Raw genomic sequence first — 20,329 nt, 5'->3', positions numbered from 1 at the left:
AACAAATTCCCCAATACAACTCAAGCAGATATACCTAGGCAGTCAATTCACCTGAGAACATGCTTTATGGGGAAATCGAAAAAATGACTCCAATCCCATTTCAAATGAACCATTAAACCAGTAAAACCGAAAGATGTGGTCTTTCCCAAGAACTCCCATCCCGCACTAATCAAGCCTCTCCTTCTTTAAAGATTTTCATGCCTAGCTCCACCACTGTGAAAAAGGAATTGCCCCCGCTTCATCAAATACTCATCATTGGAAGTGGAGGACGAGAAAACGCTCTCGCTTGGTCACTTTCAAAATGTCCAGATGTAAAAGAGGTTTGGGTTGCTCCAGGGAATGCTGGGACAAATCAACACCATCGCTGCAGTTCTTTAGAAATTGGAGAGGAAAATTTTGAAGAACTCCTCAAGGCCTGTAAAGAGAAAAAAATCAACCTCATAATAATTGGCCCGGAGGACCCTCTTGCAGCAGGTTTATCTGAAAAGTTTCGAGACCAAGGTCTTGCTGTATTTGGCCCATCAACTGAAGGTGCAAAGCTCGAGTCGAGCAAAGCATGGGCTAAAACTCTTATGAACGAAGCAGGGATCCCTACTGCTAAACATTGGACAACCAATACAAAAAAAGAAGCCCTTGAAGTCCTTAACGGATTACAAAAAGCCCTTGTAGTAAAAGCGGATGGTCTGGCAGGAGGGAAAGGAGTAACTGTCGCCGAATCCATCAACGCCACCGCGGAAGCTATATACGACACATTTGAAGGGAAATATATACCTCCTTCAGAACAAGTTGTTCTTGAGGAAAAACTTGAAGGCCCTGAAGTTTCGGTTTTTGCTTTATGCGATGGCAAAGAAATGGTGATACTTCCTACAGCTCAAGATCACAAGAGACTTAAAGATGGTGACAAAGGACCAAATACTGGAGGGATGGGTGCATATGCTCCGACCCCACTCATCACTCCTGAGGGGCTAGAAAACATAAAGAAAACAATTCTTGAGCCAGCCTTAAATGCCTTAAAGAAAAAAGGCATTGACTATCGAGGTGTAATTTATGCAGGTTTAATACTCACCTCATCTGGACCTAAAGTTATTGAATTTAATTGTCGCTTCGGCGATCCGGAATGCCAAGCCTTAATGCCCCTATTAGGTCCAGAACTGGCGAAGGTTTTACAAGCATGTGCGCACGGTTGCCTAGAGTTAGCGCCTGAGCTTTCAACAAAAAATATCTGTAGCGCATGTGTCGTGGCAGTTGCCCCTGGCTATCCAAAATCTCCACGAACCAATGAAGAAATCAAAATTGATCTTCAAACTTCAGATAATCTGCAAATCTTCCATTCTGGAACCAAAATGGATAAACAAGGATCTTTTTTTACAGCTGGAGGAAGAGTTCTATCAATTACAGCACAGGCAGAAAGTTTTGAAGAGGCTTTTAATCTCACCTATAAGGGCCTACTTGAAATTAATTTTGAAGGGATCAACTATCGTCGCGATATTGGCCACCAAGTCAGGAATTCTTAAGCTTGGACCGGAAGATAGTCAGCATGGCAAGCACATCTTCGCAAGCCATCTCTGATCGAGGAAAGAACCAACCTCCTCCTCAAGACCCTAAAGGGTTCTGGGAACGAGTAAAGATCTGGTGGTCTGAATTTAGCCTTCAAACAAAATTGCTAGCAATAGCAACCCTTGCGGTGAGCATGTTAATGACAGGCATCACCTTCTTTGTTCTTAATGGCATTCAAAGGGATGCTGGGATAAATGACACACGTTATGCAAGAGACTTAGGCTTATTACTTTCAGGAAATGTTTCTGAACTTATTTCAAAAGGGAAAGAGAGAGAATTAGGAAGTGTAGCGGAAAAGTTTTGGAGATCAAGTAAAAGCCTGCGCTATATCTTCTTTGCTGACAAGGAAGGGTTGATCTATTTAGGAATCCCAGTAAGTGGAACACCTATTAATGGATATAGCGAATTACAACTTACTCGAAGATTAACACTACCTGAAAACTTCAAAAAACGATCTCAAAATCCTCTAATTAGACAACACCTAACGCCGCAAGGACAAGTGACAGATGTATTTGTCCCATTGACATGGGAAGGTGAATTTCTTGGAACTCTTGCCCTTGGTGTTAACCCCAATGAAAAGGCACTTGCGAATGCTGCACTTACTAGAGAAGTTACCGTAGCCGTTTTCATATCTATTTGGGTCTTAGTGATACTAGGCGCAGTTATAAATACACTTACAATTACACGTCCAGTGAAAGAACTTCTCCGAGGGGTAAGAGAAATAGCTTCGGGTAAATTTGACGCAAGAATATCAATGCCAATAAGTGGTGAACTTGGTGAGCTGTTAAACAGTTTCAATGCTATGGCATTACAGCTAGAAGCCTATGATGAGGCAAATATAGAAGAGTTGACATCTGCACAAGTAAAGCAACAATCTTTAATAGCTACAATGGCAGATGGAGCTTTATTACTTGACGAAGAAGGCAAAATTGTATTAGCAAATCCAACTGCAAAAAGATTATTTCGATGGGAAGGTAGGAATCTAGAAGGACAAGAACTGCTAAATGAACTTCCCGAAATACTATCAAATGAATTACATGACTCGCTAACATCCATTCTTAATAGATCAAGTGAAAGCAACGACCTTCGTTGCAGCCTTGATGAGCCAAATAGAACTCTAAGAATAGTACTTCAATCGGTTAGGGACCCAAACAGAGAAACGCTAAAAGGTATTGCAGTTACAGTACAAGACCTAACAAGAGAAGTGGAACTAAATGCCGCACAAAGTAGATTTATAAGCAATGTTTCTCATGAATTAAGAACCCCATTATTTAATATTAAAAGTTATATTGAAACACTTCATGATCTTGGAGATAAACTGAGTGAAGCGGAAAAGATAGAATTCCTAGGGGTAGCAAATTCTGAAGCAGATCGATTGACAAGACTCGTCAACGATGTTCTGGACCTTTCCAAGCTTGAGTCTGGTAGATCAGTCCAGTTTGAATCAATAGATCTTCAACCTGCACTTGAACAAACACTTAGGAACTACAAGCTCAATGCAGACGAGAAGAAAGTTCTTCTCAAGCTGGATTTAAATGAAGACATCCCAAAAGTACTTGGCAACTGGGACCTTCTTCTACAGGTTCTAGATAATCTCGTAGGAAACGCCCTAAAATTCAATAAGGCTGGTGGCTTACTAATTCTTCGTTCTTATACATGGCCAGATACATGTACTGCAGAACCTCCAATAAACAAAGACTCTGCTCCTTTTTGCGAACTCATCTCACCACTCCCGAGGTTAAGGGTTGAAATTTCCGATACTGGTTCTGGCATCAGCAAGGAAGCTCAAGAGAGTATCTTCGATAGGTTTTACCGGGTTGAAAATTCTGTTCACACTGAGGTAGGTACAGGCCTGGGGCTATCAATAGCACAAGGAATTATTCAGAAGCATGGAGGGAAGATTGGCATAGCAAGTGAGCCAGGGACTGGAACAACATTTTGGTTTGACCTACCACTCGAGCAAGCTGATGCTGATGAAGTGTATCTACAGGCTGAGCGCTCAAACCAATTAGCCATATAGAAACAACTCCTCCAAATATATATTATTTACCAGGAAAAGAAACTAGGCTCTTTCTTCATTAATGACCCTATGAGGAACACCACTAAAGATTTGCTCAAAGTTACTAAAGGAGTCTTTAATCTGTGGACCTTTTCCTGTAATTACGAACTCCCTAATCCTTTTGTCATGCCATGATCCTCGCATCTTAAAAACATTTACAGCTCTAGCCATCTCCCCTCTTATTTCGACATATTGAAGCAATAAGATAGTGTCAGTGATAGTTGAAATATGAGAATCCGTTATAGAATGACTACCCATAAATTCTTCTGCTGTATTTGTAAAAAAGCCTGCAATTTCTTCTTGCTTAGCATAACCAGTGACGCCAATTACGAATTGTCTAAATGCATTTAGACTTACACCTCTTGCCAGTGCTGAAAGAGAGTCTATTGCCATTCTTGAAGGCTTGAATTGAGTAATCTGAGTCTTAATTATTTGCAGGTGATCTTCTAAGCCAGTTGACTCTGGGTAAGCACATATAATCTTTAACAGTCCATCTCTCTCCATCTGTTCAAAATCAATTCCCCAACTAGTTGCGTTTCTAAGAAGTTGAGCTCTTGATTCTTCGTAAGCAAAGAGGATTGCGCGCTCTTGATGAGTATAGGCATCCTCAATAAATTTAGAAACAAGCATTGTTTTGCCAGTTCCCGTTGCTCCAGTAGCAAGAATAATTGAATCTTGGAAAAAGCCCCCACCACACATCTCATCTAAATCAGAAACACCCGAACTAATCCTGACATTAGAAGACCTCTGGGTTAAACGCATAGCCCCAAGAGGGAAAACACTTATCCCACTTTCACCCATAGTAAAAGGGAACTCGCCTTTCATATGAGTAGTACCTCGTAATTTTAGGATCTCTACTGTCCTTCGTCTCTTTTCAGCTTCTAGAACATTTCTCAGGATTACGACATTATCAGAAACAAACTCTTCAACACCATAACGAGCAATTGGTCCATACTCTTCTATACGCTCAGTAGTCATAACTGTTGTCACTCCTATCTCCTTAAGTCGAGCAATCAAACGAAAAATCTCTCGTCGCACAACATAAATTGCATCGTATTGCTGAAAGACAGCAGTTATTGAATCAATCGAGACTCTTTTTGCCTTGTACTTGCGAATGGCATAACTAATCCTCTCAATCAAACCTGAAAGATCAAAGCTTCCTGCCACATCTTGCCCCTCTGGATCTGGGGAAGCATCAAGAATAAATAATTTATCTTGATCAACCATTTCTTGGAGATTCCATCCAAAACTTGCCGCATTTCGAAGAATGTCCACTGGAGATTCCTCAAAAGTCACAAAGATACCTGGCTCGTCATATTGCGTGATCCCATTATGCAAAAAATGAAGAGAAAAGACTGTTTTACCAGTCCCAGAAGTGCCGCTAATAAGTGTGCTTCTGCCAGCGGGCAAACCTCCATGACATACATCATCAAACCCGTCAATCCCTGTAGGGAGCTTTTGCACCTGCATTTGAGATGCAGGTCCATTGTTAGTCTTTGAATCCATAACTGCTTTGATCTAAATAAACGCTAGTAAAAAACAGATCAATAGCCCCCTCTCCACCGTGAGCCTTAAGAATCTGATGGTGCTATGTGCTCATCTCCAGACCAATCATGACGAATTCCCAGCAAAATCCTCTTCAGACAACTCTTCATAGAGCAAATCTAGTCCTATAAGAACCCTCTCTCGATCTGAAAGGTCTCCAATAATCCTTCTTACAGGAGGTGGGAGAATCTTTGCGAGTGTCGGAGTTGCAAGAATCTTATCCTCCTCAGCTAATTGAGGATTCTTCAATACATCAATTACCTTTAATGCATATACACCTCGAAAATCTGTTTCCAGAATGTCACGAAGGGTTTTCAAGGCACGCATTGAATTGGGCGTATTCCCTGCCACATAAAGCTTCAGGATGTATGTCTTAAGCGCACTCATAACCAAAAGATTGATTCTTGAAAGGAAAAAACAAGGGGCATTCTTTCTTGAACCAAACAATATCAAGCAAATACTAAAGGCAATTTCCCCTAATAATCGTTCAGAAATCAAATGATAAAGGACTTAACCAATTAAATCTTGACTGATTGACCCTTTACACATGAAAATGATTGATTGTAATTCGATTGCGATTCAGGCTTAATCGTTCGAATCTGGTTTTGAACCTATACCTCAGGTCAGGACAAATTTAACGAGCCTGGACGTGTCCCAATCCCATGGCAAACAAACCAACACCAAAAACAAAGGAGCAGAAAGAACTGCCCTACGTCATAGTCGAATCCTCAGGGAAACAGTTTTGGCTCCAACCCAATCGCTATTACGACATTGATAGGGTTCAGGCCAAAGTAGATGAAAAAATCACCTTGAAGAATGTTTTACTTTTAAAAAATGGCAAGGAAGCCACTATTGGGAAACCTTACGTTGAAGGAGCGACCGTCGAGCTCAAAGTGTTGGCCCATAGAAGAGGACAAAAAATAATTGTCTATAAAATGCGCCCAAAAAAGAAAACACGTCGCAAGAATGGGCACCGCCAAGAACTTACTAGAGTTATGGTTGAATCAATCTCTCTTGCTGGAAAGGTAATCAGCTAACTCCTTCCCTTCTAAACCTAAACCCTACCTCTTTAATCACATGGCTCATAAAAAAGGAACTGGCTCTACCCGTAATGGAAGAGACTCAAATTCAAAACGTCTTGGTGTAAAAGCTTTTGGTGGAGAATCAGTTACTGCTGGTTCAATCCTGATCCGCCAGCGTGGAACCTCAGTCCTGCCAGGGATAAATGTAGGGAAAGGGAAAGACGACACCTTGTTCGCTCTTACTGATGGTGTGGTTAATTTTGAAACCATTAAACGTGGGCTTCGCAACAGAAAAAGAATAAACATTGCCACAGCCGGCTAAAGGCCAAAATATTTTTTGAAGGCTTAAAAGTTTTTGTTTGATTTACTTTCTCTAATCCAATAATGTGCTGTTGCTAAATTAAGGGTTTATAAGTACGTGCTGTAATTAGTAGCGGGTGAAAAACCTCTAGAAAATTCTTCTGAAGAGTATTGAAGAATCCTTCAATCAACTCTTCGTCGTCAAAGTGAAATGGATATTCCCCACTAAATCCCTTAAAGAAATACCAATTAAGTAACGCTATAGAACCTGTATTCATGCGCTCTAAAAAGGAAAGCAACTGACTAGATGGATCTGGCAAATGTTCAAGCACATCTAAACAGACAACAAAATCAAAGCAAACGTTTCCTGTGCTATTTAAATCTCTATGGAAAGAGATCTTGCTATCTAATGCGAGTGCTTTCGCTCGTTGCTCTACAAAGGATCGGTTTTGAGGGTTTATGTCCACAAAGCAGACATGGTCAACTTGATCCAAAGCGGCAGCAAATAAGGCATGCGTGCCAATCCCTCCGCCAAAATCCAGGACATTCCCTCGAGAGAACATCTTTAAGAGTTTCAAGGTGTCAGCTATGTATTCTGCACTCCCTAAATGCCATGAAGCCAGATCCAACAAATGCGCTGTGCCCACACCCTCCTCATAAAAACTAGTGGGATCTGTTAATTCTGAAGTTTTAGGGTGCAGAGCTGCTAATTCCTCTGAACCTTTAGGCAAAAGATTATTTATATCATTTATAGTTGTCTTCAGGTATTTAGCTAAATGTAATTTGAGATCTAAGCCAGTTTTCAAGAATTCTCTAAGGTCAGAATCAACCTCTTCAAAAGGCTTATTCATGAATCTAATCCAACTTATAAACAACTTAGAATGTAATTAAGAGTAATGCGAGTAAAAAACTAGTTCCACCAACAAGAAGGAGACACAAATTGAAAGAGCCTTTCGGTTTTCTAAACATTAACAAGCCAACAGGCATAACATCTCATGGATGCGTAAGTCGCATAAGGCATATTTTGGGAATTAAGCGTGTTGGCCATGGAGGAACACTCGATCCAGAAGTAACAGGTGTTCTTCCAATAGCTGTAGGTAAAGCAACTAGGCTTCTTCCCTACTTACCAGGAGAGAAAACTTATCAAGGGGAAATTCAATTAGGAAGAAAAACAACAACTGATGACATGAGTGGAGAGCTTATAGACCAAACAGATTGGCCTATATTGGACAGTGAGCTGTTAGAGAAATATTTAAATAATTTTTGTGGTTCAATCCAGCAAAAACCGCCTCAATTCTCAAGCGTTCATATAGAAGGTAAACGTGCTCATGAAATAGCAAGATCAGGTAAATATATGGAGCTAAGTGCAAGAGATGTAACTATCCATTCATTAAACCTAATCAACTGGAGCCAAGAGAAAGGGCTTCTAGAAGTATTCATACATTGTTCATCCGGTACATACATTCGTTCCCTTGCAAGAGACCTAGGAGAACTCATCCAATGTCATGGTTGCCTATCAAGACTTCAACGAATACAAGCATTAGGATTACATATATCGCAATCAATTGAGCTCCCAGAGAAAGGAGATTTATTAACAGAATTGCATAAAAAGTTAATTCCACCAATCGAGTTATTCGGCCATATGCAACGGGTCAAGTTAACTAGAGAGCAAAATAATGATTGGATGAATGGAAGAGAAACTTCTACTACAAAAAGACAAGTAGAAGAGGCCCCAAAACAAGACAGTCTCAATCAAGGCAAGAGCTCATCAATCATTGTTCTTGATCCCATGAATGATGTTATTGGGATAGGAATATTAGAAGAATCAGCCATACTTAAACCAAAAATAGTTTTCAACGCCAAATAATCCTGGATCAAAATTCAGTCGGATTTAATGAATTATCACTGACCCAATTCCTAAGGGTAATCCATAGCAGATTTATCAGCCCACAAGTGAACATTATTGTGAACTTTTAACCAGCTAGCAGGGATCTCACCTATGGGCTCGGAGTGAAGCAAGGTTCTTAATATCTCTGCTTTATGTTCTCCAGTAACAACCAGATGGATCTCTTGCGAGGAGAGGATATCTGATATACCTAAAGTGATTGCTTTTAAAGGAACAGAAGTAATCCCACCTGAAAAATCCTTTACATTCTGCTGTCTTGTGGAAGCTGAAAGAGTAACCAAATGACAACCACTAGCAATATCGCATGGTGGTTCATTGAATCCAATATGCCCATTGACTCCAAGACCTAATAATTGCAGTCCTATCCCACCTGAGGATTTCAACAAACGAGAATAGTTATTTGCTTCCAAAATCAAATCTTTAGACATTCCATTTGGCAAATGAACCTTGGACTGATCAAAACCTAAAGGCTCAGCCAAATTTCTTCTCATAAATGAACTAAAGCTATTAGGATGGCTTTTTTCTAAGCCTACATATTCATCAAGATTAAAACTACACCAACCACTTCTCAGAGCCTCAAGATCTGACTGCTTCCATGAGCTCAAACGAGAAACCAATTGTTTATAGATAGGCTGCATAGTTCTTCCTGTGGCAAGACCTATTGGCTTCTGGTTAGAGGAGGAAACCCTTAATCTCAATTTCTTCTCTAAAAGATTAATAAGCTCGTAAATCAAAGAGGTTTCATCTTTACTAACATGGGCCACGTAGGGCCAGGCAGCTTTTTCGTATTTGGATTTCTGCATTTCAATCGAAACAAGTCTCAAAAAAGATTTACCATGATTTTTATTTGTGCATTAAATCAAACTTATTGAAGAATACTACCTAATTCGTCTATAAGGAATCACTTGAACCCCTGTGTAGTAGTGCTTGAGAATTTGTCTATAAGTTAATCCTCTATTGGCCAAGCCATAGGCCCCCCATTGACTCATTCCAACACCATGTCCAGCACCTAATCCACGAACATACAAGAAAGGTCTATTAGTTGAGACATCTATTTTGGGCAACAATGAAGGTGGTGATGTAAATAGCGATGGGGGTGAGAGTGGAGGTGCCCCTAACGGTGGAAGTGAAGGTGGCTGGGACAAGGAATCAAAATCTTTTTGGCCATCAAAACGAGAGCTATCCAAGTTATTTATACTTGCTTGTGAGTTAATTGAATACATTGGTTTCTCAAGATTTTGCTGTGGAGCATAAGTTCTGAAAGCTCGCTTCGGATCCACTTGAGAATTTGAAAGTACATCCAAAAGATCATGCTTTTGAGGCTTGGAGTCAAGCATTTCAAAACTAACAAATGTGCTCTTAAGTCCTAGGCGTCGACGAAGCTCTTGACCAGTTATTGAGATTGTGCCCATCGGACCAATAACCAAAACCTTTTTGACTCTTCCTGTTAAACTTTGACTCTGAACCCTGATAGTCTTTAGGCCATTAACCTCATGAAAAGCACGGCGCAAATACCTTGGAGTAAATGCCATTGACCATTTCCTAGAAGGACTATTATCATCAAAATCTTTTACGCTAATTAAATAAGGTAACTGTTCTCGCCAAACATCACCACTTGATTCTGTTACTCCTCCAGAACTACTATGAAAGACTGCATTTATAAGCTTTCCCTTATGAGCCAAAACTAATGTTCGAGTTGTTTCTGCTGCCTCTCTAGTGCTTTTCGTCTCAGCCTCAACCCCAAGATATACCTGATCTGACATAGTAGCTTGCACATCAAAAAAGTTTTTATTTGAATACCTTTTTAATGCATATGTCCTTGCAGCAATAGCTTGCGCTTGCAAAGCATTCATCGGCCAAGATTTAGGCATTTCACTACCAATAACACTTGCTAAGTAGCTCTCGATTCCTACATGATTCACTACAGTTAAAAGACCATTTTTTAAAATAATCCTCAAAGCCCCCTTATAACGTCGATTGCCGAACCACACCCCTCTTGGGTCATTAGTCCTAATCGAAATAACTGACTGGTCACCAAATCTCAAAGACTTTCTAGAAGAACCTGGAAAAATCGCTTCAAGTCGACCAGACCGTCTTCTCAAAGTCAATGAAACAGCTTGCCTTTCACCAGAAGAAATTCCTTCTATTAGCAATGGAATATCCCTATCCGCTCTAAATCTCAAATTTTTTGCTTGATCAAGTAAGACACGCATTATTGGCTCTTGAGCAGCAAAAGCTATCTGGACAGGAATGACTAGTGAACCCAATCCACCTATAAACAAAAAAAACAGAACCGGCAGATGCCGAACCACAAAAAATTCTTTAAGAAGAATCCCAGTGTGCCCATTTAAGGAGCGCAAAGCCAGTCTTTTAATCTGTTACATGTCAGCATGAACATCTAATCAACAAGGCCTTGCAGGTCACATTCCTCGGCACTAGCTCTGGAGTCCCTACAAGGGCCCGGAATGTCTCATCAGTTGCACTGCGACTTGAGCAGCGTTCTGAGTTATGGCTTTTTGACTGTGGCGAAGGGACTCAACACCAATTTCTTAGAAGTGAACTTCGACTATCTCAACTCAGAAGAGTCTTTCTAACCCATATGCATGGTGATCATGTTTTTGGATTACCAGGCCTCCTAGCAAGCCTAGGGCTCGCTGGAAATAGTTCTGGAGTAGAGCTATATGGCCCTGACCCACTGAAAAATTATCTTGATGCAGTACTTGAAAGCAGCTCAAGCAGGATTAGTTACCCCTTAGAAATACATAAAGTTCGAGAAGCAGCAGAAAAACAAAAAACTCTGTTTGAAGATAATGAAATCCTGGTTACTTGCATTCCACTCACTCATCGAGTGCCTGCTTACGCATACAGAGTGCAGGAAAAAGATAAACCTGGGCGTTTTAATGTAAACCGAGCAAAAGAGCTGGCCATACCACCAGGGCCAATATATGCAGCGCTAAAGAGAGGAGAGGAAGTCATCCTCGAGGATGGTCGAATTATTAAAGGAAATGCTCTATGTGGCCCAACCCGTCCTGGAGTAAGCCTTGTTTACTGCACAGACACACTTTTCTCTACAAAAGCAATTGAGCTAGCAGAAGGAGCAGACCTCCTAATTCACGAAGCAACCTATGCCCATTGCGATGCTGAACTGGCTTATAAACGGAAACATTCCACAAGTACCATGGCTGCTCAAACAGCTGCAGAAGCCGGAGTAAAGCAACTTATTCTCACTCATCTAAGCCCTAGATATGCACCAGGAAATGCAATTACACCTAATGAACTATTAAAAGAAGCACAAGCAATTTTCCCAAATACCCTCTTAGCAAAGGACTTTTTGCAAATTGACGTCAAAGCTCGCTGCAACAGTTCGTGATTCCTAGTGAGCGGTCATCCCACGTCGTGAAAGAATGTGTGCGTGCGGTTTTCGGTCAGTTCCTGTCGTCCTCAATGGCATCTCTAATTTCCTTCTTTCAACGCTCACTTGCAAAACTCCTAATACTGGTGCCAGTCCTAGTTGGCCTCAGCATCAGCCCGATGTCCGTAGGAGCTCTTTACCCAAGTGATCCTTCCTCAGTTGATGTACTCGATACAAGCCTTCGTGGTCAAAACCTACAGAACACGGAGTATGTGAAATACGACCTTTCTGGGAGGGACTTAAGCGAAGCTAATTTAAGTGGTTCTTTCTTCAGCGTATCCAACCTGCAAAATGCAAATCTCAGTGGAGCAAACCTCCAGAACGTAATTGCATATGCAACCAGGTTCGACAACGCTGATTTATCAGAAGCCAATTTCACTGGTGCTGATCTATTGAAAAGCTTTTTCAATGGAGCAGTTATTGATGGCGCTGACTTCAGTGATGCAGTGCTGGACTTAGATCAACAAAAAGCTCTCTGCCAAAGAGCCAGTGGCAAAACCTTTGATAGTTTGCAGTGCAGCTCTGTCACTGAGAGTTATGTACCCTCATCTGAAGTAGAAAACAAATTCAACCCTGGGGTTGGCTAAAAAACTGAAACCAACCTCAAATCCCAAAAGCTTGCATGGTGGAAATTTTTCCACCATGCAAGCTTTTGGTGTTAACAAACTAGTAATTACGGAGAAAAGTTTGATTCATCCTTAGAACGTGGATGCCTGCTATACCACCACTCCTGCATTGCTGGTGTGAAGCGATTTGAGAACAAAGTCAAAAGAGTTGGAACAGGTCTTGATCCTGGCTGCAAAAGCTCAACTGAATATGACGGGCAGCGTCGAGTAGCTATGTCAGGGACAAAACGACAGCCAACACGTTTCCAGCTGGGTTCCTTACTTTTCCATGCCAATCGGGAACAAGGCCAAGGGAGTTCCTCTCTGTCAAACAAACGACAACATGGACCTACTACGCGAAAGCTGTATTGGCCGCCAGGACTTTCATGAATAGTGCCATGTTCCAACAGAACATCTTCCTCTGAAAAATTTTGGGAAGCTAAACCCACAATCAAGCTGAAAAATAAACAAATTTAGAGTGACAAAAAAGCCACCCTCCGAGGGTGGCTGATGAAAGACCTAATAGCAAGGAAACGCTTAACTAATAAACAAAGTCTAATTCAGTAAAGCTCTTCCTCTGCATGAGTGGTAATTGTGCAGTCAGAAGTTGGGTAAGCAACACATGTGAGAACGAATCCAGCCTCAAGCTGGTCATCATCAAGGAAGCTTTGGTCTGACTGATCCACAGAACCGGCAGTGATTTTCCCTGCGCATGTAGAGCATGCTCCTGCTCTACATGAATAAGGAAGATCAATGCCTTGCTCTTCAGCGGCATCAAGAATGTACTGATCGTCAGGGACCTCAATGGTCTTGTTCAAACCCTCGCTCTGGTTTTGGAGGGTGACTTTGTAAGAAGCCATGAAAAATTGGGAGCGCAGAGAAAACCAGAGTAAAAAAAATCACACCTGGATGCACCCTTCTTACATCGGCAAAGGTCCATAAAAGGGGTATATACCGTGCCCCACATCCAAGGCCAATGAAAACCGAAAGTAGCATAAGAAAAACTTATGCCTTTTTTGGATTAAAAATTCCGCTTTGAGATCTCCAAAAGTGCCCAACTACCTTGATTTTTCTGGGATACAACTTGCCATCCCAAGCGATGGAAAGTCATTTTCAACTCAGAAACTTGTTCTACCAATAAGCCGCTTAATAATGCAACTCCATCGTCCTTAAGGATTCGTGCAAATTTGGGAGCAAGATCCTCAATAACTGAAGCGAGGATGTTACAAAGCATCAAATCCGCTGGTTCACCCATCAGGTTTGTTTCCAAGGCCTCAATAGACCCCTTGGAAACTATTAGGTTCTCCTGAAAATCATTCAAAGAAGCATTTTTCAAGGTCGCATTGACTGCTAAGGAGTCAATATCAACGGCAAAAAGACTCTTAGCTCCAAATTTCAAAGCCGTTAAGCCCAATATTCCACTTCCGCATCCAAGGTCTGCAATTCTCATGCCGTTAATATTTTCTCTCTCAAGAGCCTCTAAACAAAGTCGGGTTGTGGCGTGACTACCTGTACCAAAGGCACTTCCTGGATCGATGCGAAGAACTATTCGATCAGAATAAATAGTTGGGACTTTCAACCAAGCCGGCAAAATCAGCAAACTTTCGCCAACAGGATCAGGTTCCCAATGGATCTTCCAAGTCTGGCTCCAGTCTTCATTTTGTATGCGATCCCAAACCGGGCTGCCAAAATTGCGGTCAAAAGGCTCTGATAGCTCACACAAAGATCTTGTCAAAAAACTCCTCTCTTTTTCCTCCCATTCAAATTCAGGCAACCAAATAAAAAGTTTTGGATCTGATTTTGAGGAAATAAATGACTGAATTGCATAGTTATTTATAGAAAGTTGCTGAAGCCTCCATATCAAAGATTCCTCAACTTCGCGAGGAAAAACAATTGAAAGTCGCCACCAAGCATAATCTTCTACCATTTAAACAAGTCGTCTTTCCCTGTTTACAATGTCACTGGGTAAGCCTGTTGTATCCCTTTAATGGAATGAATAGCCTTTAAAAGGTCTGTAGGGATTGGATCATCAATACTCAAAACCATAACCGCATCACCTCTAACTATGCGACGGCCAACTTGCATTGAAGCAATATTCACATTGTGCTCTCCAAGCAATGATCCGAGCTGACCAATAATCCCAGGCATATCTCTATGCCTGGTAAATAACATGTGTCTGCTAGGAATAACATTTACAGGGAATTCATCAATAGTTGTTATGCGCAACTCACCATCAGCGAAAACTGCGCCAGTAACACTATGTCCCCCTTGCTCACCTCTTGCGGTTAACTGTAATGAACCACCTGCAAAATCTCTGATTGCTTCATCCTTAACTTCCAAAACATGTATGCCACGAGTTTTTGCTTCTAAAGAAGCATTAACGTAATTAATACGCTCCCCTAACGCAGTCGTTAATAAACCTTTTAAGGTAGCAACAACAAGGGGCTGTGAAGGATGCTGGGTAAACTCGCCTTGCAGCCTAACTTCAAGCTCCTCAACTTGCCCTCCAGAAAGTTGGCTAACAAATAGTCCTAGAGTTTCAGCTAACTGCAAATGAGGTTTAAGCCTTTCCATAATCTCTGCACTAAGTCCTGGGATATTGACCGCGCTTCGTGCGGGTAGACCTAACAAAACATCTCGAATTTGCTCTGCAACATCAATGGCAACATTTTCCTGAGCCTCTGCAGTAGATGCTCCCAAATGCGGGGTGAGGATCAAACGTTCATTAACTGCACGCAGAGGGGAGCCTTCTGGCAAAGGCTCCTTGGCATACACATCTAGAGCAGCACCTGCAATCACGCCATTCTCAACAGCCTCTGCCAAAGCCTTTTCATCAACGATGCCTCCCCGAGCGCAATTAACAATCCTTGCAGTGGGCTTCATTGTTCCAAGCAAAGTTGAATTAACAAGATTTTCCGTATCCGGAGTTCTGGGCAAATGAAGGCTGATGTAATCAGCTTGAGAGAACAGATCTTCTAGCGATATAAGCCTCACTTGCATTTGTTGAGCACGATCAGCGGAGATAAATGGGTCATATGCAAGAACTTCCATACCCATTGCATTTGCTACACGTGCAACATGCGAACCAATCTTGCCAAGCCCAACTACACCGAGATTTTTTTTATATAACTCATTACCTACATACTTCTTTCGATCCCATGCTCCGGCCATTGTTCTGGAATGAGCATGAGGGACATGTCTTGATAAAGAAAGAAGCAATGCCAAAGCATGTTCTGCTGCTGCAATAGTATTGCCCTCCGGAGAATTCACCACTAAGACTCCCCGTTGTGTAGCTGCTGGGACATCCACGTTGTCTACACCAACTCCGGCACGCCCAATGATTCGTAATCGTCCAGCCGCTTCAATCACATCAGCAGTCACCTGAGTACCAGAGCGAATCATCAAACCGTCATAGGCACCAATGATTTCTATTAGCTCCTCAACTGAGAGTCCAGTTTTTTCATCAACTTGAGCAACCTGGCTGAGAATATCAATTCCCGCAGAATCGATTGGGTCAGAAACAAGAACCTTAGCCATGAATACAGACAGACTGCCGATAAGAACTGTAGAGAGCCGTCGGTTCTTTTATGAAAGAAAACCAAATAGGGTTCAGAATTTAATTAATTGAGGAAACAATTCGTGCCTATTTGCGCAGTAGTTCTCCAGAACAGTGATTCAGCAAATGATCTCGAAAGAGAGTTACAAAAAACTGCTACACCTATTAAGCGTTGCGAGCTTGTTCCACCACCAACATCAGAAGCTGAGTCCCTAACGATACAAGACACCCCTGAAATGGAAAGCAGAAGAAAAATCACAACGATAGAAATAGAAAAGATACCTTTTCTAAATCCAAACCATTCACGGCAAAAACGCCAAAGGTTCATGGCTCTATGGCTAATGCCCTTCGGATTTCTAGCTGGGATCACCTTCTCTCAAATGACTGGCCTTCAAACCTTTTCAAACATTGGCCTGGGAGCTATTGGAGAACCACTAATAGGTGGACTCTTAGGAATGGGCTCTGGATTACTAGGCAGTTATGTCGCAACAGCTGGTGACCCCTCTGGGAAAGATGAAGACATACGTATTCTTAGAAAAAGGCATGAAGAAAACAATTGGCTCCTAATTTTGGAAACACCATTAGGAAGCGAAATACCTTGGCAAGCACTTCAATCAGCAAATCCCATTGAAGTCATTAGATTTAACGAGTTATGAGGCTATCCAAAAATGAGTTCTTAAAAGGATGCCATGACGCTGATGGAATGTCAGAGCTAATTCAGATAGCAGAAAAAGTTTACCAAACTCATCAACCTATTTGGTCCAACTTTGTCTCTGGAAAGTTACGCGAAGAAGCCATAAAAAAGCTCAAGCAGCTAACAGATATTGAATGCAGTAGTGAAGGTGGCTACAAATGTGCTGAACGTCATCGACTCCTTTTTGAGCACATTAATAATCCACTCAAAAGCCAAAAAGGAAATATACCTATAACTGGATTAAGAGTTGAAGGAAACTTCCTTTTTGATCATCCAAGTAAAAATGATTTTCTGGATGCCCTAAACCTAATAGGACTTCCCTCAGAATTCATTGGTGATTTATGGGTAATAAGAGATAGAGGAGCAAATGCAATATGCAGTAAAGAAATTGATTTTGACTTAAATGGCCTCAAAGGAAAGTTAAGAGACGTGGACTTTCAATGCGAGTCTGTGCCCTTAGAAGAACTACAACTACCACCACAACGAGTAATTAAAGAAATTGCCACCGTGGAAGCTTCATACAGAATTGATGCAATTGCCTCGGCAGGTTTTGGTATATCAAGAGCTAAGGTTGTAAAACAGATAAAAGCTGGCGGATTAAGGCTTAATTGGGACAAACTGTCTCAACCTAGTAAGCTTCTAGCCCCTGGGGATCGCATTCAACATGAATCTCGGGGAGTATTAGAAATACTCAGCATTGAATGCACAAAGCGCCAACGTTGGAGGGTTTTAATGCGTCGAACGTAAATTTTGGTTGGAGTACTGCTAATTTGCCCTAGTACTCTTTTGGTGCCCCAAAAACTTCCTCAAGGGATTAATTGGGCGATTAGCTCAGAGGTAGAGCACTACCTTGACACGGTAGGAGTCACTGGTTCGATTCCAGTATCGCCCACTGAAAACCTTGCCGTAAATATGGCGAAAAAAATCTGGCAGATCTATCTATCAAATTCTCCAAACAAACTTCCTCCAATCCTTGAGAAAGCTACAAGCACCATCAAAAGATATTTCAAAGGTTACCAACACAATCTTTTAAGAGAAGATGATCTTAGAGATTTTATATTTAGAAAATTTTCCAAAGAAGTACTTTGGGCTTATGACACTTTGATTCCATTGGCATATAAATGTGATTTAGGTAGATATTGCTTATTGCATCAATATGGCGGTTGGTATTTTGATATCTCTGTTGTTTGCAAAAACTATATCGAAATAGAAGAACAAATAGATATGCTTATTTTCAGAGATGACTTAAGACATTCACGAACATCCTGGGCCGTTTCAAATGGAATCATATGGTCAAAACCTAAAAATGGAATACTAGAAAATGCCATCAACGATGTAGTAAGAAATTGTAAAGAAAAATGGTATGGAGAGAATCCATTGTACCCAACCGGACCAGTCCTTTTTGGTGAATGTATTGCAAAGTCTAGCAGAAATTTGAATATAATTTATGGAGACCTAATTTGCCCAAAGGTACCTTTTACGAAAAAAGGAATCCCTTTCCTTAAAAGTTTATTTAGAGGTCGATTCGTTCTGCCAAATGGAAGGACTTTAGCCCTACTAAAAAAGAGCCATGGAGGAGACCTTTTACGCCTTGGGGGGCAAGGTACTAACAACTATAATCACATTTGGGAAAAGAAAGAAGTCTACAAAAGTATTGATTTTAGAAATTATTGAGTCATACCTTTGCACCAAGAAAGCTACAAGTCCCTAACAAACCAATTAAGCAGTTTACTTTACACTAGAAAAGTTCAACTCTTATCAAGCATATATCTATTAACCCTGAAAAGAAGGCGTTTCAAAAGGACTTCTATAGGTACTAAAATAGGGATGATTCAAAGCCTTTCTCACCTCCACAACAATAGAAGAGTCAGTTAATGTCGCTCACATTCATAATAGGGCTAGGTATATCAGGTATGGGGGCGGCGCGCTTACTCAATGCAGAGGGAAGGAAAGTAATCATTTTCGAACAAAAAAAGGATGAAAGGATATATGAGATTAAAAAAGAACTTGAGAAAGAGGGAATACAAGTAGAAATCGGAGAAGAGCTTGCAATAGAAACCTTTATTCGATTTCAAAAAGAAATTCAAGAAATCATTATTAGCCCTGGAGTAGAATGGGACCATCAAACACTTAACCAATTAAGAGATCTAAATTTTACCGTCAAAGGTGAGATGTCATTGGCCTGGCAAAGGCTCAATTGTATTCCTTGGATAGGAATAACTGGAACAAATGGAAAAACCACGGTAACTTACCTTCTAAACCATATTCTTGAAAGTAATGGCATAAAAGCTCCTATGGGAGGCAACGTAGGAATAGCCGCTTCAGAAGTCGCTAGAAAATTCAAATGCAACCCTAATAACAGCCTTGATTGGGTAATTATGGAAATGAGTAGCTATCAAATAGAAGCTTCATCTGAAATATCACCCAAAATAGGAATATGGACTAACCTTAGTCCTGATCACTTAGAAAGACATAAAACACTTGAAAAATATAGGAAAATAAAACGTGGTTTAATAGAGAAATCAGAAATTCGTATCTTTAATTGGGATGATATTGACTTAAGGAGTAATAAAGAAGACATGCCCTCTGGGATATGGGTAAGCACTAAAGAGAAAGGAACAAAGGAAAATAAAATAAAAGTCTGGGTTAACAGTGAAGGAATGATTGTTAATGATGGTTTGTCTATATTTCACTCTTCAACAAGCAATTTAATCGGCGAACATAACCTTCAGAACATCTTATTAGTAACAGCTACTGCGTTAGAAATCGGACTTTGCCCAAGAGAAATTGAACAAGGTCTAAAGACATTCCCAGGAGTTCCTCATAGGCTAGAAAAGATTGGCGAAATAAACGGTATTGAAGTCTTTAATGACAGTAAAGCAACTAACTTTGATGCAGCCAAGGTGGGCATTAGCGCAATCAAGTCACCTTCTATAGTCTTAGCAGGTGGACAACAAAAAAAGGGAGACCCATCTAATTGGTTAAATGAACTTCAAAGAAGAGCGACTGGAATAGTTCTTTTTGGGAAAGGTGCTCATTCGCTTCATGAACTAATAAAATCATCAGGATTCTCAAACGAAGTAATTTGCTGCGAGAGTCTCGCAAATGCAGTAAAGCTTGGCATTGAGATGGGCTTAAGATACAAAGCGAAAGCTATTATCCTATCGCCAGCTTGTGCAAGCTTTGACCAATATAAAAATTTTGAGGAAAGAGGGGATCATTTTAGAGAGTTAATAGGACCATCCTTAACAATCAAAGGACAGATATAAGGGAAGCAGGTATCAAGTCGAACTCGGGGCAATAGCTTAAGGGTTCAATCTTCCAGCAAAATATAATCCTTCACATTTAATTCTTATTACGTTAGCATCAAACATATAAAAGGTTAATTAATTTCATTCATTACCATGAACACTAAAACAAATCTCAAAGGTCCTGTGGATAATACCATTTTCTTTATAATAATCTCGATTATTCTTTTTGTTGAATCACTTTTAATCTTGATAGGAATAATTAGAAGAGGAGTGATGAAAAAAGATATTCTCCTAAAGAAGACTGATCTGGGGTTCGATATAACCATTTATCACGAATAGGAGAAGACATAGCTCTAACCAAAGGTTATATCTAGAAACACTAAAACAAAAGGTATATCGAAGACTAGGTGATATCGCTTAGG

At 40.7% G+C, this 20,329-nt stretch carries 20 protein-coding genes and 1 tRNA gene; 12 read left to right on the top strand and 9 right to left on the bottom strand.

Translation table 11 applies throughout. The features are described from left to right. Positions 1–197: 197 nt before the first annotated feature. Both purD and SOI84_RS09010 read left to right on the top strand, forming a co-directional pair. Positions 198–1,514 carry a phosphoribosylamine--glycine ligase gene (gene purD / locus SOI84_RS09015; RefSeq protein ID WP_320674197.1) on the top strand — a complete coding sequence of 439 codons (1,317 nt, stop codon included), beginning with the start codon at positions 198–200 and terminating at the stop codon, positions 1,512–1,514. A 23-nt stretch (positions 1,515–1,537) separates the two neighbouring features. Then, on the top strand, positions 1,538–3,577 hold the full coding sequence (locus SOI84_RS09010; protein ID WP_320674196.1) for an ATP-binding protein: 2,040 nt from the start codon (positions 1,538–1,540) through the stop codon (positions 3,575–3,577). Positions 3,578–3,619: 42 nt separating this feature from the next. Here the strand turns inward: SOI84_RS09010 and kaiC are convergent, their stop codons facing one another. Next, a complete protein-coding gene (gene kaiC / locus SOI84_RS09005) occupies positions 3,620–5,086 on the bottom strand; it encodes a circadian clock protein KaiC (protein WP_414153636.1) in 1,467 nt (488 codons plus the stop codon). Between the two features lie 141 nt (positions 5,087–5,227). Then, positions 5,228–5,548 (bottom strand): circadian clock protein KaiB, encoded by a 321-nt coding sequence (gene kaiB, locus SOI84_RS09000; protein WP_320674194.1) that lies wholly within the window; start codon positions 5,546–5,548, stop codon positions 5,228–5,230. Between the two features lie 275 nt (positions 5,549–5,823). On the opposite strand from kaiB, the gene rplU reads away from it, so the two are divergent. Both rplU and rpmA read left to right on the top strand, forming a co-directional pair. Beyond that, positions 5,824–6,198, top strand: coding sequence for a 50S ribosomal protein L21 (gene rplU, locus SOI84_RS08995; RefSeq protein ID WP_320674193.1), 375 nt, complete (start codon positions 5,824–5,826; stop codon positions 6,196–6,198). 40 nt (positions 6,199–6,238) lie between these two features. Then, on the top strand, positions 6,239–6,505 hold the full coding sequence (gene rpmA, locus SOI84_RS08990) for a 50S ribosomal protein L27 (RefSeq protein WP_320674192.1): 267 nt from the start codon (positions 6,239–6,241) through the stop codon (positions 6,503–6,505). 73 nt (positions 6,506–6,578) lie between these two features. On the opposite strand, the gene SOI84_RS08985 is transcribed toward rpmA, so the two are convergent. Further along, positions 6,579–7,334, bottom strand: coding sequence for a class I SAM-dependent methyltransferase (locus tag SOI84_RS08985; RefSeq protein WP_320674191.1), 756 nt, complete (start codon positions 7,332–7,334; stop codon positions 6,579–6,581). Positions 7,335–7,423: 89 nt separating this feature from the next. Between SOI84_RS08985 and truB the strand changes: the two genes are divergently transcribed. Then, the gene (gene truB / locus SOI84_RS08980; RefSeq protein WP_320674190.1) at positions 7,424–8,350 is read left to right on the top strand and encodes a tRNA pseudouridine(55) synthase TruB; all 927 of its coding nucleotides are present in this window, start codon (positions 7,424–7,426) and stop codon (positions 8,348–8,350) included. Between the two features lie 50 nt (positions 8,351–8,400). On the opposite strand, the gene SOI84_RS08975 is transcribed toward truB, so the two are convergent. Next, a complete protein-coding gene (locus tag SOI84_RS08975) occupies positions 8,401–9,192 on the bottom strand; it encodes a glucosamine-6-phosphate deaminase (RefSeq protein ID WP_320674189.1) in 792 nt (263 codons plus the stop codon). A gap of 75 nt (positions 9,193–9,267) precedes the next feature. Then, positions 9,268–10,749 (bottom strand): SpoIID/LytB domain-containing protein, encoded by a 1,482-nt coding sequence (locus tag SOI84_RS08970; RefSeq protein ID WP_320674188.1) that lies wholly within the window; start codon positions 10,747–10,749, stop codon positions 9,268–9,270. Positions 10,750–10,802: 53 nt separating this feature from the next. Here SOI84_RS08970 and SOI84_RS08965 point away from each other — a divergent pair, with 53 nt between their 5' ends. Both SOI84_RS08965 and SOI84_RS08960 read left to right on the top strand, forming a co-directional pair. Beyond that, on the top strand, positions 10,803–11,759 hold the full coding sequence (locus SOI84_RS08965) for a ribonuclease Z (RefSeq protein ID WP_320674187.1): 957 nt from the start codon (positions 10,803–10,805) through the stop codon (positions 11,757–11,759). 74 nt (positions 11,760–11,833) lie between these two features. Next, on the top strand, positions 11,834–12,388 hold the full coding sequence (locus tag SOI84_RS08960; RefSeq protein WP_320675443.1) for a pentapeptide repeat-containing protein: 555 nt from the start codon (positions 11,834–11,836) through the stop codon (positions 12,386–12,388). An 86-nt stretch (positions 12,389–12,474) separates the two neighbouring features. On the opposite strand, the gene SOI84_RS08955 is transcribed toward SOI84_RS08960, so the two are convergent. The 4 genes from SOI84_RS08955 to serA all read right to left on the bottom strand — a co-directional run bounded on the left by SOI84_RS08955 (position 12,475) and on the right by serA (position 15,943). Continuing rightward, positions 12,475–12,855, bottom strand: coding sequence for a hypothetical protein (locus SOI84_RS08955; protein WP_320674186.1), 381 nt, complete (start codon positions 12,853–12,855; stop codon positions 12,475–12,477). Positions 12,856–12,966: 111 nt separating this feature from the next. Further along, the gene (locus SOI84_RS08950) at positions 12,967–13,266 is read right to left on the bottom strand and encodes a ferredoxin (RefSeq protein WP_320674185.1); all 300 of its coding nucleotides are present in this window, start codon (positions 13,264–13,266) and stop codon (positions 12,967–12,969) included. Positions 13,267–13,427: 161 nt separating this feature from the next. Next, complete coding sequence (gene prmA / locus SOI84_RS08945) at positions 13,428–14,333, bottom strand: 50S ribosomal protein L11 methyltransferase (protein ID WP_320674184.1); 906 nt, start codon at positions 14,331–14,333, stop codon at positions 13,428–13,430. A gap of 23 nt (positions 14,334–14,356) precedes the next feature. Further along, positions 14,357–15,943, bottom strand: a complete 1,587-nt coding sequence (gene serA / locus SOI84_RS08940; RefSeq protein ID WP_320674183.1) for a phosphoglycerate dehydrogenase — start codon at positions 15,941–15,943, stop codon at positions 14,357–14,359. 102 nt (positions 15,944–16,045) lie between these two features. Between serA and SOI84_RS08935 the strand changes: the two genes are divergently transcribed. From SOI84_RS08935 to murD, 5 genes are all read left to right on the top strand, one after another. Further along, the gene (locus SOI84_RS08935; RefSeq protein ID WP_320674182.1) at positions 16,046–16,618 is read left to right on the top strand and encodes a hypothetical protein; all 573 of its coding nucleotides are present in this window, start codon (positions 16,046–16,048) and stop codon (positions 16,616–16,618) included. Next, positions 16,615–17,403, top strand: coding sequence for a photosystem II S4 domain protein (locus SOI84_RS08930; RefSeq protein WP_320674181.1), 789 nt, complete (start codon positions 16,615–16,617; stop codon positions 17,401–17,403). The genes SOI84_RS08935 and SOI84_RS08930 overlap by 4 nt, the downstream gene beginning before the upstream one ends. Positions 17,404–17,476: 73 nt before the next feature. Further along, a tRNA-Val gene (locus SOI84_RS08925) sits at positions 17,477–17,548 on the top strand. Then, positions 17,533–18,330, top strand: a complete 798-nt coding sequence (locus SOI84_RS08920) for a glycosyltransferase family 32 protein (RefSeq protein WP_320675442.1) — start codon at positions 17,533–17,535, stop codon at positions 18,328–18,330. Before SOI84_RS08925 ends, SOI84_RS08920 begins: the two co-directional genes overlap by 16 nt. 200 nt (positions 18,331–18,530) lie before the next feature. Further along, the gene (murD, locus tag SOI84_RS08915; RefSeq protein WP_320674180.1) at positions 18,531–19,925 is read left to right on the top strand and encodes a UDP-N-acetylmuramoyl-L-alanine--D-glutamate ligase; all 1,395 of its coding nucleotides are present in this window, start codon (positions 18,531–18,533) and stop codon (positions 19,923–19,925) included. Positions 19,926–20,329: the final 404 nt, after the last annotated feature.

This window comes from Prochlorococcus sp. MIT 1341, assembly GCF_034092415.1.
GTDB lineage: Bacteria > Cyanobacteriota > Cyanobacteriia > PCC-6307 > Cyanobiaceae > AG-363-P08.
This window is presented reverse-complemented; position numbering and strand designations above follow the sequence as displayed.

Bases quoted from the DNA above. Each gene is read 5' to 3' on its own strand.
- SOI84_RS08930 (WP_320674181.1), top strand. From the start codon at position 16,615: ATGAGGCTATCCAAAAATGAGTTCTTAAAAGGATGCCATGACGCTGAT.
- murD (WP_320674180.1), top strand. From the start codon at position 18,531: ATGTCGCTCACATTCATAATAGGGCTAGGTATATCAGGTATGGGGGCG.
- kaiB (WP_320674194.1), bottom strand. From the start codon at position 5,548: ATGAGTGCGCTTAAGACATACATCCTGAAGCTTTATGTGGCAGGGAAT.
- rplU (WP_320674193.1), top strand. From the start codon at position 5,824: ATGGCAAACAAACCAACACCAAAAACAAAGGAGCAGAAAGAACTGCCC.
- purD (WP_320674197.1), top strand. From the start codon at position 198: ATGCCTAGCTCCACCACTGTGAAAAAGGAATTGCCCCCGCTTCATCAA.
- kaiC (WP_414153636.1), bottom strand. From the start codon at position 5,086: ATGCAGGTGCAAAAGCTCCCTACAGGGATTGACGGGTTTGATGATGTA.
- SOI84_RS08960 (WP_320675443.1), top strand. From the start codon at position 11,834: ATGGCATCTCTAATTTCCTTCTTTCAACGCTCACTTGCAAAACTCCTA.
- SOI84_RS08950 (WP_320674185.1), bottom strand. From the start codon at position 13,266: ATGGCTTCTTACAAAGTCACCCTCCAAAACCAGAGCGAGGGTTTGAAC.
- serA (WP_320674183.1), bottom strand. From the start codon at position 15,943: ATGGCTAAGGTTCTTGTTTCTGACCCAATCGATTCTGCGGGAATTGAT.
- SOI84_RS08975 (WP_320674189.1), bottom strand. From the start codon at position 9,192: ATGCAGAAATCCAAATACGAAAAAGCTGCCTGGCCCTACGTGGCCCAT.
- rpmA (WP_320674192.1), top strand. From the start codon at position 6,239: ATGGCTCATAAAAAAGGAACTGGCTCTACCCGTAATGGAAGAGACTCA.
- prmA (WP_320674184.1), bottom strand. From the start codon at position 14,333: ATGGTAGAAGATTATGCTTGGTGGCGACTTTCAATTGTTTTTCCTCGC.
- SOI84_RS09010 (WP_320674196.1), top strand. From the start codon at position 1,538: ATGGCAAGCACATCTTCGCAAGCCATCTCTGATCGAGGAAAGAACCAA.
- SOI84_RS08985 (WP_320674191.1), bottom strand. From the start codon at position 7,334: ATGAATAAGCCTTTTGAAGAGGTTGATTCTGACCTTAGAGAATTCTTG.